Origin of the sequence: Thermocrinis ruber (assembly GCF_000512735.1) — a bacterium.
Taxonomy (GTDB): domain Bacteria; phylum Aquificota; class Aquificia; order Aquificales; family Aquificaceae; genus Thermocrinis; species Thermocrinis ruber.
In genome coordinates, this window is sequence record NZ_CP007028.1 from 901,768 (window position 1) to 915,145 (window position 13,378).

Annotated in this window: 11 protein-coding genes; 6 read left to right on the top strand and 5 right to left on the bottom strand. The window is 39.9% G+C overall.

Going from position 1 to position 13,378, the window contains the following annotated elements:
* Window positions 1-136 precede the first annotated feature (136 nt).
* The 4 genes from THERU_RS08565 (at window position 137) to THERU_RS04915 (ending at window position 4,146) form a co-directional block, all read left to right on the top strand.
* Window positions 137-247 (top strand): DDE-type integrase/transposase/recombinase, encoded by a 111-nt coding sequence (locus tag THERU_RS08565; RefSeq protein ID WP_169727092.1) that lies wholly within the window; start codon window positions 137-139, stop codon window positions 245-247.
* 223 nt (window positions 248-470) lie between these two features.
* Window positions 471-1,289, top strand: a complete 819-nt coding sequence (locus THERU_RS04905) for a hypothetical protein (protein WP_156916201.1) — start codon at window positions 471-473, stop codon at window positions 1,287-1,289.
* A gap of 43 nt (window positions 1,290-1,332) precedes the next feature.
* Complete coding sequence (locus tag THERU_RS04910) at window positions 1,333-2,988, top strand: IS200/IS605 family accessory protein TnpB-related protein (protein ID WP_051402152.1); 1,656 nt, start codon at window positions 1,333-1,335, stop codon at window positions 2,986-2,988.
* Between the two features lie 126 nt (window positions 2,989-3,114).
* A complete protein-coding gene (locus THERU_RS04915) occupies window positions 3,115-4,146 on the top strand; it encodes a Piwi domain-containing protein (RefSeq protein WP_025306166.1) in 1,032 nt (343 codons plus the stop codon).
* A 1,090-nt stretch (window positions 4,147-5,236) separates the two neighbouring features.
* Here the strand turns inward: THERU_RS04915 and THERU_RS04920 are convergent.
* Genes THERU_RS04920 through cas6 form a run of 5 tightly spaced genes read right to left on the bottom strand, consistent with a single transcriptional unit; the run spans window position 5,237 to window position 11,599 of the window.
* A complete protein-coding gene (locus THERU_RS04920) occupies window positions 5,237-7,495 on the bottom strand; it encodes a CRISPR-associated helicase/endonuclease Cas3 (RefSeq protein ID WP_025306167.1) in 2,259 nt (752 codons plus the stop codon).
* Window positions 7,488-8,222 carry a type I-B CRISPR-associated protein Cas5b gene (gene cas5b, locus THERU_RS04925; protein WP_025306168.1) on the bottom strand — a complete coding sequence of 245 codons (735 nt, stop codon included), beginning with the start codon at window positions 8,220-8,222 and terminating at the stop codon, window positions 7,488-7,490. The genes THERU_RS04920 and cas5b overlap by 8 nt, the downstream gene beginning before the upstream one ends.
* Window positions 8,222-9,115 (bottom strand): type I-B CRISPR-associated protein Cas7/Csh2, encoded by an 894-nt coding sequence (gene cas7b / locus THERU_RS04930; RefSeq protein WP_025306169.1) that lies wholly within the window; start codon window positions 9,113-9,115, stop codon window positions 8,222-8,224. The genes cas5b and cas7b overlap by 1 nt, the downstream gene beginning before the upstream one ends.
* On the bottom strand, window positions 9,112-10,839 hold the full coding sequence (locus tag THERU_RS04935) for a TIGR02556 family CRISPR-associated protein (protein ID WP_025306170.1): 1,728 nt from the start codon (window positions 10,837-10,839) through the stop codon (window positions 9,112-9,114). The genes cas7b and THERU_RS04935 overlap by 4 nt, the downstream gene beginning before the upstream one ends.
* A complete protein-coding gene (gene cas6, locus THERU_RS04940; RefSeq protein ID WP_025306171.1) occupies window positions 10,832-11,599 on the bottom strand; it encodes a CRISPR-associated endoribonuclease Cas6 in 768 nt (255 codons plus the stop codon). Before cas6 ends, THERU_RS04935 begins: the two co-directional genes overlap by 8 nt.
* Before the next feature lie 480 nt (window positions 11,600-12,079).
* On the opposite strand from cas6, the gene THERU_RS04945 reads away from it, so the two are divergent.
* Complete coding sequence (locus tag THERU_RS04945; protein WP_025306172.1) at window positions 12,080-12,817, top strand: ParA family protein; 738 nt, start codon at window positions 12,080-12,082, stop codon at window positions 12,815-12,817.
* Window positions 12,799-13,083 (top strand): hypothetical protein, encoded by a 285-nt coding sequence (locus THERU_RS04950; RefSeq protein ID WP_025306173.1) that lies wholly within the window; start codon window positions 12,799-12,801, stop codon window positions 13,081-13,083. Before THERU_RS04945 ends, THERU_RS04950 begins: the two co-directional genes overlap by 19 nt.
* The last annotated feature ends 295 nt before the right edge of the window (window positions 13,084-13,378 follow it).

The window sequence follows — 13,378 nt, forward strand, 5'->3', positions numbered from 1 at the left end:
ACTTTCTCTAAGAACAATAAGGGAGTTCCTACTTCACGGGGATTATAAAGTAAGCATAGAGAAGCCCTCAGAGAATGGTTCCATGCGGTAGGAAAAGCTCTTCAGGCAAATATACACAACCGCTGTTTGGGTCTATGTGGATAAGACAAAGATAAAAGCAAGGGATAGGACTTACTACCTGTGGCTTGCGGTAGACGAGAGAGGTTTGCCTGTGTCTGTGCATCTTTCAAGAAGAAGGGACTCTTAGACCGCTAAATTGGTTCTTTACAAAACAAAGGCAAAGGGATGCACCACTAACAAAGGACCTTATCCCGCTAAAATAAACAGTTATGACAAAGGGGGAATTAATTTCAAATTTGTTTGGTTTAACCCAGAACGAGCCTTTGCAGGTGTGGACCTATAGACTTAAGGAGAAAGAAACTGCATCTAATAAGCATATAAGGTTTCTCTTAAATAGTGCGTGCTGGCGTTTGCTTTATACGTATAAAGAGTATGAAAAACCCTTTTTCTACGACAGGGAAACAATAATATCTTTAGTGGATATAGGTGATAGTTTTGAGGATGATTACTACGTTTTAGAAAAGGAATCCTCTAATCCTGAGTACTTTTTTAGTAGTCCACAGGCGTGGAGTACATTCATAAACAGTTTTGCAAACCTGTTAATGATTTATAAGAAGGATACGGTGCGTATATCCAAGGGAATAGCAAGAAAGTATATTTTGGGTACAGAGTTCATAGACCAGCGTGCTTACCTAAGGATAGACTTCAAGTATATGCTATTCTTTCCAGAAACCTTATACAGGCAGTTGGAACGAGGTGAACAACCAGAAATCGGTGGGAAATACTACACACCTAGTAGAAGCGTAGCAACATTAAAGGAGTACAGAAAGGTAAGTGTGGAGGAATATGAAAAACTGATGAAGGAAATGCTACCAAGATCTAGTGAAATAACAAAGGATAGATGGGAAAAGGGACTGGAGAAGGCTAAACAGCGTGGATATGGATATATAGCCATAGTTGTGTTTGATGAAGTTGATGAAGATGATGGAAGGGAATATACGTATCCCGCCAACGCTTTAGTAAAGGTGCGGTATATAGAAGACTTAGACAGAGAAGAGTTGCAACGAATAAGACCTAAATCCAAGGAACGATGGGAACTTATTGAGAGGTTTAGGGATAGGGTGGCGTCTCTGTTGAGAGAGCATTCAATAGGCCTTGATGAGGAGCCTTACACAAAAATAGAGTATATTGCACCAAGTTTTGAAGTCGTAGATGGTGGTGGTGGCTAACAGTTGCCATTTTCCGTTCAAAAGTGTAAAATCTTAGCATAGCATGGTGCTAAGTATAGCAGGTAGCAAAAACTTTAGCGAAGAAAAAGCCCATAAACTCTACATAACTCTGGAATGTATGCTGGAGTTTGAAAAGGAAGAAGAGAAAGAAAAAGTATTAGCTTTAATGCGCAGGTTTTCTTCCGCAACAAGATATGCATACAAAAGACTGTTAGAGGGAGTAGCAGAAAAAGAAATAGAAAAAGCAACTCAAGAAAAGCATAAACTAAACGCAAGGTATGTGAAAGACGCTGTCTTAATAGCAAAGCAAGTGCTAAAGTCCTGCATGCAAAGAGGTCAAAATCCCAAAAAGCTTGTGTTTGGTTCAAGGGAGTTGTTTGAAAAGCTAAAGAAGAAACATCTAACAGGCAAACGTAGAGAAAAGCTACGCCAAAGGTGGGAAGAAAGGAGATATTGCTACCTCTACTCAAGAGGAGAAAAGTTCCACAAAGGAAACCTAAACCTTAGGTTTGTAAATTTGAATAACCAATGGCATCTGAGGATTAACTTAGGAAACGGTGAGTATGTATGGGCTAAGGTTGTAAGGAATGCAAAGAGACACAAAGACAAATGGATTGACTTTACATGGAGACTTTTGGAAGCGGAAAAATCAGGTGAGTGGTTTGCGTATAACGTGAGGTTGAAGGTGAGAAATGGCAAGTTTTACGCACAAGTCAGTTGGGAAGAAAAGACTGTAGAACCTGTTATAACTAAAGCTTACGGAGTTATAGGTATAGACATCAACGCTTATCCCTTTCATTTAGCTTTAGCTTATGTATCAACGGACGGGAATTTAGAAAAGTTTGAACGCATAGATTTAAGGGAGATGGAGGGCAAAACCAAAAATCAGCGGGAACACATAGCATGGCATATAGCAAGGCAAGTGGTAGAGAGGGCTTTAGAAAATGGAAAGGCTATTGTTGTGGAAGATTTGCAAAAAGTCCCTAAGGGCAGAAGAGGAGACGGTTTGGCTAAATTAAGGAGAAAACTCCATAAATGGGCGTATAGGTCAGTCTTAGAGAAAATTGAAGTCTATGCAAGGAGTATGGGAGTTCAGTTGATAAAGGTCAATCCTGCCTATACATCAATCATTGGCAAGCTTAAATATTCTCCCATGTTAGGCATAGACAAGGATGTAGCGGGTGCTTATGTAATTGGCAGGCGTGGGCTTGGGTTTGAGGAAAGGCTTCCCAAGAATTACAGGGAACTACTCAAGGACAAGGAGTTTTTGGCGTATGCTATTGCTAAGGTGGATGAGAGGATTAATAAGCTGAAGAGTGAGTTAAAGAGAGAGACCAACGAATACAAGAGGAACGCCCTCAAGGAGAGGGTTAAGCGGTTAAGGAAGTATCTTGAGTTATTGCTTTCCTATACACGGGACAGCGGGAAGAGTGAGCCAGCTACCCAACAAGCGGTTAATCGTGAGATGAAACCGATGAGGGGTAGGGCAAAGTCCCTACAAAAAAGCTGGCGAGTTCTTTCCGTAGCCCTTGCGGTTTTGCTTGCCACTACTTGCCTTGAGTGGTGTAGGGACCACTCTCCCTTGAAGCGTGTTTTGATTTCAGGGGATTGGGCAAGGGTGGCTGGCAAGGGTAGTCCCTCCCTTCCAGGTCAGGGGACGACTGCACAAAATAAGTGCAGTTTTATACACTTTGGGTGACCTGGGAAAATCTATCAAATCAACGGGTCTGTTAGGAAAGTTTTAGAAACTCAGGACTGGAAGCCCATAATTAGAAATCCTCGTATCTCTGTGGGTTTTCTGTATTTATACACAAACAGAAACTCATTGAGAGATTTGGAAAATAGGGCACGAATTATAGAAAACACTGTGCTTAAAAGAGTTTCTTCTCTTGGTCTTTACATAGATCGCTTAAAACCTATTCCTATACCTATTCCAACAGATGTGAAGGAGTTTTCTTTATTACCTCACGTAGGAGATTTAGAGGGTTCAAATACCTTCTTATTCGTATTAACCGATGCTTCAAAACTTGATGACGAACTTTACTTAGATATAAAACGTGATTTGTTGGAGTTTGATATTCAAAGTCAGGTTATCTACTACAGAACAAATGTAGGAGATAGGTATGTAGCCTGTAATTTGATGCTCGGCTTACTTGGTAAAACAGGAAACTATCCATATTTTCTAAAGGACTCTTCAAACAAAGTATTTGTTGGTATAGACCTTTCAAGAAAGGCAAGGAGTTCAAATAAGGGTATCGTACATGCTGTGGGCACTGCTATCATCGTGGATACTTCTGATGGAGGAACTATAACTTACAAGAATATTAATGTTCCTGCTGGAGGAGAAGCGGTAGAAAAGGCTTATGTGAAGAGTTTAGCTAACATGCTTTACAAATACAAGGATAAATTCATTGTCATTCATAGAGATGGAAGAATGGGTGTGGATGAGCTTAATGCTTATGTGGAAGTCTTTAGTAAACAATTTGGAAGAGAAAATTTTGCTTTAGTAAGCATAATAAAGTCTGGAACTCCAAGGATTTTGCAGATAAACAGCAATATAGTGGGCAATCCTCCTAAAGGGTGTGCTATTTTGCTTTCTGAACGAGAGGCGGTTATTTCTACTTACGAGGTTAAGGAATCGTTTGGAACCCATATTCCCTTGAGGATAAAAGTCCTGTATGGTGATTATCCTTTAAATGAAGCTATAGAGGATGTGCTGAGGCTTACACTTCTAAACTTCTCTTCCTTTACACTGAACAAGTTGCCCGCCACTGTAGCTTTTGCGGATAGGATAGCATGGTATAACTTGCACGGCATTGGTCCAGAGGATACAGATGGAAATCTTTTCTTCCTATAGCACTCCAATAAATACGGATACAACAGGTGAGAAATTACCTCCATATTTGAGACTTCCTAAAAAATCTGTGGTCTATAGCGTAGCCATAAAGGTAAGCAAGTAAAATAATCCCTTACATCTACCTGCCTTATACCCTCTTGTTCTTCGCTTTTGCAAACCTCTGCATACCTAATCGTTGCCTTTATCCAGCGTGATCTACCTTATAGCAATCCTGTTAATTTGTTAATATGTTGATAAGCTTGTTTATTAACATATTAGCCAAATAATCAGCTGAGGCCGTTCTATAAATTTACAAGTTCTGAAGATGTTTTAATCCCCAATAGGCACTTGATAAACATACAAGGCAGTGGTGCAGAACTCTGCAAAAAAGCTAGTTTCAATCCCCTATAGGCACTTAATAAACATGAAGGCATAGACTTTCATCACGCTAACCTCCTGACGTTTCAATCTCCTATAGGCACTTAATAAACCGAATTTGACCCTCTACCTACTGTGCTCCCTGCATAGTTTCAATCCCCTGTAGGCACTTAATAAACAAGCGGGCTTGATAAGCTTGAAGCGAGAATCAAGTTGTTTCAATCCCCCATTAGGTACTTGATAAACTTCGGGAAATTATTTTAGTCAAATTTTCCAGAATGTGTTTCAATCCCTACTAGGTACTTAATAAACCTTCAGGTAAAGATGCTGGATCGGACTCTACAAGTTCGTTTCAATCCCCTATAGGCACTTTATAAACGGTCATTGCCTCCAAATATTTTTTTTTGTGCTGTTTGGTTTCAATCCCCTATAGGTACTTAATAAACCCACCGCACCATCAGGCAGAATGTCTTGTTCAGATAGTTTCAATCCCCTATGGGCACTTAATAAACTTTGTTTGCGAAAGAAAGCGTGGGTGCGGAGGTGTAGTTTCAATCCCCTATAGGCACTTAATAAACTTTGTTTGCGAAAGAAAGCGTGGGTGCGGAGGTGTAGTTTCAATCCCCTATAGGCACTTAATAAACCAGACATTCGCATTATCTATCATATTCAGTTGCCAACTTAGAGACAAGGGACTTTTAAGAGTCCCTCTACTTCATTGCCCTCATGACTATTATAAAGCATTTTCCCCTCCCTTAATGCGGAACCCTATTTCACCATCATAATACAAGCCTACATTCTCCCTTCTAACTACCCGAATTTTTAGTCTGTCATCTAATTCAATCTCACTATCTTTGCTTAGTGCCACGCTTATTACATAACTGTAGAATTCAGCCTTTAACTTTTCAAACTCTCTCTTTGCCTCCCACAAAGAGATTTCTTTTCTTTGCCGTTGTTCCCAAATTTCCTTGACTGCATTAAGCACACTCTCCGCTTTATAATCAACAGCCACAAAAACATCCTCTTTATAGGGTTGGTCTTCTATCAGCTTAAAGTTTTTATAAAGAAAGTCGTGTTTAATCCTATCCAATGCTTCAAGCAGTTCATCAGACTTGTCGTGAGATATTTTTGTCCATAGTGTCTCAAAATACTCATCTATCACATCCAAAAGCTCCCTTTCCGTTAGTTCTTCGGTTAAAAATTTTTCAGTAGCGGAAAGCAAAACAATATCATATATTCGCCTTGAGTATTCCCTTCCGTTATCATCCACAAGCTTTACCACTCTTACCTCTCCCAATCCTCTAAATCCATGCCTATTACACCTTCCCGCAGATTGATTTATGCTATCTAAAGGAGCAAAATCTCTACACACTACATCAAAGTCTATATCCACGCCCGCCTCTACCACTTGCGTAGATACCACCACCTTATACTTCCCTTGTTTTATCTGTTCTATTCTTTCCCTTCTTTGTTTTGGGATCACCGCAGTGGAAAGGTAAGCAATATCCACATTCACCAAGTCTTTAAGCTTCCTATAGAATTCCTGAGAACTTTTTATGGTGTTTAAGATTATCAGGAAAGTTTTGTCTTCCTTTCTTACCCTCTCTGCCACCTCCCGTGCTAAATCTTCAACGGTCCTTTTCTCAAGATCGGGAATTACTCTGAACCGCTGCAAACCTTCCCTGTATTTGGCTTTATCAACTAAATGCAAAACATGGTCTCCCTCTTCAAACACAAAAGGATTTGTAGCGGTCATCAAAATCACCCTACTGTTTAACTCTTCTGTAAGCTTTTTAAAGCATTCCTTTACAAAACGCCAATATCTATGCGGTAAGGCTTGCAGTTCATCTACTATTACCACACTGTCCTTAAGCTTGTTGAAGCGTCTAAGATAGGAGTTCTCCGCCCCAAGAAGTGCGTATAAGAATTGATGGAAAGTGGTCAAAATAACACCCGAGTTCCAACCCTCAAAGAATACCCTTGCGGTGTCAAAATCGTATTCTCTTTCTCTATCTCCCTGAAAATAGCCAATTTCGGAAAGATGATGATGAACTATAAGTTCTGTGCTGTCTTTTAGACCAATACCTCGTAAAACCAATTCCGTTTGGTCTATTATGCTGAGGAAAGGAAGACTATACACAATCCTTTTTAATCCAAGGTTCTTAGCAAGCCCTGCCGCAAAAGATAGCCCCGTGAGAGTCTTACCCATCCCTGTAGGGAGCGTGAGTGCGTATAGCTTGTAGTCCTTGGCGATAGGCAGTTTTGCCATCACCTCTTTAAAAGCCTCTTCCCTCTTTTGATTTATTTCTGAATCGTTTTTTCTAAGCTGTTCTCTGTATATCTCTATTCTTTCCAAGCTTAAAACCCGTGTTTCAGGGACGCTATCCTCTTTACTTCCAGCCTGCGTTTTGTCCGCATCAAGCAAAACAGAAAAGAAAAGATTAAAGTCAAACAACCCTTTTTCAAGTTTCAGTCCACCCACAATCCTTCCAAGATTGCCTACTATCAATTTTAGCCGATTTAGGACTTCTTCTCCCAAAAAGGCTTTGCTTTTTATTCTTTCAGGGATATCAAGCAACTCCACAACTCGGTTGAACTTTTCCACCTCAATTGCTTCTATTTGCTTTAGGAGAATGTCCCTTCTTTCCTTTGATAGGAGGTCATCAAACGTGTTTTTTAGTCCCTTTAAATCTGTGTGATGTTTCAGAGGATATAGAAAGCATTCTGTTAGCCTGTCATCAAATCCTAAAGAGTGTGCGAGGTTCAAGCAATACACCGCAGAAAGATAGGAATGGTCTGAAAATTTGGTCTTCTTACCACTCAATATGTAATCCTGAAAATATTTAGTGGATTTACCAAAGTCGTGGAAAGCCAAGGGAACATAGAACCATTCAGGGATATTCTCTCCATAAAGCTGTTTGGCAATCTTAATAACTCCATTTATATGGTCTTCCATAAAAACGTTGGGATGGGAATAAAGTCCGCTACACATGGGGCATAAAACAGACACCTACCTCACCGCTTGGCATTGCAACAAACCACAACTTTTTAAACTTACCCTCTATAGTAGTGTTTGGCTCTTTCGGATACAGCACCTCCGTATAGCTTGCGGTCCTGTCCTCTTCCATACGATAGGGTATAAGTTCTTTGCCAATCTTTATAGAAGTAATCCTCAAATCCTCCAACAACTCCAGAGGGCATACACTATAACACCTACCCTCTACATCTTCCAACTCTTTAACTTCAAACGTCCCAACATACTCTATCTCAGCTATATGTTCTGAAGTGCCCAAAACAGGCGTATAGAAAAACTTTCTCAGTTCTAAATGTTCTCTCAGTGTTTCAAAAACATTACCATCTCCCAACACAAAGACCCTGTAGCGTGGGTCTTTTACCAACTGTTGAATAACTTGAGTTCGTGCGGATTCCTCAGCCTTTGACTGAGCTTTTAAAGATGGTTCAAACCCTCCACCTTTTCTTTTTGTGTTTATGAAATTCACAGAAATTGTAAGAGTTTTTACTGGGCTTAAGATTTGGACTGCAAATTTCAAATCTTTGGTGTGCGTTAGGTATTCTTCCCTTTCTAGCCCAATTATGGCACCTACCAGACCACGCAGGACAGTAGGTGGAGGAAAGGGATAGGTTAGGGCAGAAGAGGTGGTGTAGAATTTCCTAAAATGTCCTAAGCTACCAAAAACTTCAAAGACCAAAGCTTCCATCAGAATTCCAGCTTCTCAACCGTAATACCTTGAAATGCCTCCTCAATAGAAGGTTCTACACGCAACTCCTCGTCAGCAATATACCTGATTTTCTCTACTTTGTCCTTAAACCTTAGTATCTTCTGTGCTAATCTTTCAAGAGAAAGCTTGTAATCTTCGGGACCTCTTATCTCCTCATCGTTCTTATCAGACACAACATCCACAGCCCTATGAAGTCCTCCTATCAAGTCAAGGGACCCTTCTTTATGGACTACATCAATCAAAAGCCTTGACGTGTGTCCAATCTTTGACCCAGTAAGCAGAACACTACCGCCCCTATGCCCTATCCACAGGGCTTTTAACATAATCTCAAAGTCCTCATCCGTCATTCTTGTATGCTCCGCAGCATTTTGGTTAGCCACACCATAAACCGCAATAAGACCGTAGGCTATTCTATAATCGTCAAGCATGGTGCCCTGTTTTTTTCCTTCTTTTGAAGGCATAACGGTTGTTCCTTTTATGTTCAGCATCTTTACCCTATGCAGGGATACTCCGTATGCAAACTGAACAGGGCCCGTCCAATTCCAAGGGTTTTTCTTAACTGCAAAAGTCCCGCCAAAAAGCCTGATATCTATGTAGGTATCTAATATCCTGTCCCTGTCCAAATTACCAACCTTCTCCTCTTTTGTCTTTAACTCTCCGTTGTCCTTCCTTTCTTCTATGATAAAGACATTGTACCCCATTTCCGCAAGCGTATCCCTTATAGTCCGTTTTATCCTCGCATCCCTTACAAATACCCTGCCCGTCTCCTCATCGTAGCGTGGCCTGTTTTCGTCCAAAGGATCCCCATTAGGATTTGCCATACTCACATCATACAAAAAGAGTATTTCGTGCCTTCTACTAAGGATACTCATTCCTCTACCTCCTCGTTGGTTTGTTTTCTATTAAACATCAACCCTCCGTATATACCATAAAGTCCCATCCCACTTGCAAAGTAAAAGTTCAATTCTCCCACGCTTGCTTTGGGTTTGGTGGATTGTAAAAGTGTCTGGGAAATCTCTCCAAAAAGCATCTTAACAGACTGATAGTCAAAAGCCTCATACTCTTCCAACTTTTGTCTCAACTCGGGAAGTAGCTTGATGATGTCCCCCCAATCCATTTTAAGGCTTTTGAGTTTTTTCAAAAAGGGCTTAGATTTTCTTTCTTTCCTTTGTTCTTCTAATAAATATTCCGTTAAAAATCCCATTAGAACCAGTCCGTATTTCCAGTCTTCCGAGCCAATGCTTGGTAGGTTTTTCACCCAAACAAAAAACTCTTCAAGGCTTTGTAGATTTTGGCTTTGTTGCATGCTTAACCCCTCCGTAGTTATTCTAACAAAGAGATATACCGCTAAAGCTTCACCAATCAATTTGTAATCCGTACGCTTATCCCACTCCTTAAAGCTCTCCCTTATAACATTCATCAACCCATCACAAAGAAATGCATTCTCAACCCTCTTCCCCCAGAATGTAGCTTCAACCATTTGATAGAACCCTTTCTCTTTGAAAAACTCGTTGATAAGCCTATAATCAAAATTTCCGACAATCCCAAGCTCTTCAATAAACCCTTTTACCTTAAAAAGATAGTCAATTCGTGAAGGGAAAACATCTGAAATATACAGTTCTATTGCTTCTCTACTTTGTTCCCTCTTTATAAACAGAAAATGGGCAATGATAATATCTTTAAACCTACTAAATATTGATAGAATGTCAAGCCCTCTTTCCCCTGAGATTTCCTGAAGGTTATCAAGTATGCTAAATATCAGGTTTTTATCCTCTTCCCTTACAAGTCCTTCAAGCAGGTCGTATAGATGAACCTTGTCTAAATTGTCAAGGTTTAAGTTATTTTCCCTGAGATATTCAAACAATTCCTTAAGCTTCTGAAGATTTTCCTTTTTTAATGTCTCCGGGATAAGCATATACTCGGTGCCTGCTAATTTAAAAGTAGCGGACTCCAAGTTTTGCCTTGCTATTCTGATTTTTTCATAACAATCAAAACAAATTGGACTGTTTTTGTATGCTACATCTTCTCTAAACCCACCTACTATATATCCAGGCTTGTCGTAGGTCAAAAAATTAAAGGGTAAGTCTTCAGCCACCTTTTTCTCCTCTCCACATATGGAACATATGCCATTTTTCTCATATGAACCTTTTATAAGATCGCCAACTGCTTTGATATATTCGGGCATCTCTCCTATGTATTTTCCATTGAACCTAATGGTAATCAGGTAGGAGGTTGATTTCTCAGTTCCTTCTATCATACCCCGTATCCGCTCTGCAACGGTTTCTACATCAATGCTTATCTGTGGAACGCCTCTTAGTTTTCTGTTGACTTTAATAAGGTTATTCAAAGATTTGCTAATGTCTTCAGTATTAAGGCGTAAAGTGGGCGAGTAGGTAGGCGGGTTGCTGCTCTTAGCCCTTCTATAAAGATACTTGTTTAGCTTATCCTCTGAAAACTCCTCAAGGCTAATATCTTTTAAAGTTGCGTTGCCAACATTGTCCAGTTCAAACTCAAGCACAATAACCTTGTCCGCTTTAACTTTGTCGTATATTGGTCTTTCAAATAGTTCTCCCCACTCTTTTAAAGCCCTAAGCATGTTCCTTCTTTCTTATTTTAGCAATACAACCAAAGCCCGCACTGTTTTTTACCCCCAATCCACATTCCAGCCCAACCTTCAGCATATCCCTCTTAGCTTTTATCTTAAACAAACCCTCCCACGCTGTAATAAGTGTTCCCTTAAATACAATCTTCTTTTTATAAATACGATTTGTGTTAACTGGGGCTATTTCAATATCTTCCGTATACCTTTTACCATAAACAAGTTCATATTTTTTCATCAAGTTGCTTTTAAGCATAGCGTAGAACTGCTCCTCAAACGGTGAGAGATAGATATGCCTTCTTGAACCCTCTGGCGTCCTATAGACCACAATGGGAGAAAGACAAACCACAGTTATCTCCTCGCTTTCTATTTCCTCCTCTAACACCTCAACCTCTGAAAGGAAAACATATTGCTTATGCATAAGCAATCTTTCTTTTTTCAGTAAAGACATGGCTATGGACTTCATATGTGTGGTTATCGGAGTGGAAAAATACACATGAACGTTTGGAGGGTGGAACAAAATGTTGTTTTCGTTCTTTTCCTTAATCTTGCCAAATATTTTTGAGAATGTGAAGAGTTTAAACTTTCTGTGGTTATACACAAAGCCCACTTCATGCAATATACTGGCAAGGATTGGGTCCATGTTCTTATAAAAGAACCCCTGGAGCACGCTGTTGTAATACTTGGGCAAACTTAAAGGTTGGTCAAAGCTAAACTTGAATTTTAGCTTATAGCTTTTATAGGTTCTTTCCGTCATCACTAAAATTTATAATAGCCTTCCTTCTATTGGGCATGGACGGGAAATGTTTTATAATAGTCATGAGGGCATTGATGTAGAGGGACTCTTAAAAGTCCCTTGTCTCTAAGTTGGCAACTGAATATGATAGATAATGCGAATATCTGGTTTATTAGGTGCCTATAGGGGATTGAAACACTTGCTTTCTCATTGCTTAGCCTCCAGCTTATGCAAGTTTATTAAATGCCTATAGGGGATTGAAACGCCCTCTGTTCAGATGCTCCGATGCAGACTATGAACTTGTTTATTAAGTGCCTATAGGGGATTGAAACATCCTTAGAACTTGTAGATTTTTTTAGAACTGCCTCAATTCTAACAGTTAGACTTCTACAATCATGCAGAGTCTCGCTAATTTGTTAATATATTGGCAAATTTGTTTATTAGCATATTAACAAATTACTCTCCTTGCTTATTAACAAGTTATATGATAAACTTATTAACATGAAAACCTTGTCAGTAGTCAATCACAAAGGAGGTGTGGGAAAAACAACGCTTACTGTAGTCCTGCTTCATCTACTTGCAGAACGAGGCTTGAAAGTCCTCGCTGTAGACCTTGACCCTCAAGCAAACTTGACCCTGTGTCTTACTCAAAACATCTCTGAGGATATCCCTCAATCTTACCACTTACTCATCAAAGGCTCTTCCCAACCCATAAGTTTAGGAAATATTGACCTCATTCCTTCCTCCTTGCTCCTATCCCAAGCGGAGTTTGAACTTGTCAGTATGCATGCGAGGGAGCTTAGGCTAAAGAGGGCACTGTCTACCTTTAACAGCTACGACCTAATCCTCGTAGATACCCCGCCGAACCTCGGCATCTTAACCATAAACGCTCTCATAGCCTCCGACGGTGTGCTAATTCCTGTAGAAACTCAGTTTTTCAGCCTCTCTGGTTTAAAGCATATTTTTATGGTCCTGCAGGAGTTAGAGGAATACACAGGAATAAAAACCCAAGTAGTAGCATTGGCACCTACCTTTTACGAAAAACACGTAGCCCTTCATAACAAGGTCCTTGAAGAGCTTCAAAAGCTTCCTTATAAGGTTCTACCACCCATTCCCAAAAGGGTGGGCTTTCAGTATGCCAGTATAAATAGGGGAGATTTAAAACAGCTGGATCAGGAGGCATTAAAAATACTATCTACCTATGCAGAGGAGGTTATAAAATGGCTAAGAGGAACTTAGGCATAGTTTCAAAGATTCTCAGCGATATGTCAGCCACAGTGTCAGAGGAGCCAAAGTCCGAGGAAGCAATGAAGAAGGACACTTTGGAAGAAAAAAAGGAAGCTACCAAGAATAGGAAACTAAAGGGCTTTTACCTAACCGTGGAAAACGAAGTGAGGCTTAAGGAACTCCAGATGATGTATTTGAAAAAGGGCATACGGGTAAGCGAGTCTGAGTTGGTTAATAGGGCTTTGGAAGAATTCTATTTCAAGCATAAAAAGGAGTGATTAACGAATTGGCTTATTAGCTAATTAATTTGTTAATAAACCAACAAATTTACCATAGCCTTGTGAAACTAACCTTTACCTCTGCGATGTAGAGATTGTTGGCAAGTTGACTTACTAATATCTTAACTTGCTGATTTGTTAATACAGTCTGACGTTTTGGATGAGTATATGTGTTGTAAAGTGCGTGAACGATTTAATTAATTTATTAACAAGCTTGTTTATTAACCTATTATTAGGTGGAGAAGGTGGGTTATCGGTTGGTCGGATAGGTGGAAAGGGTGGGAGGGTGAAGGAA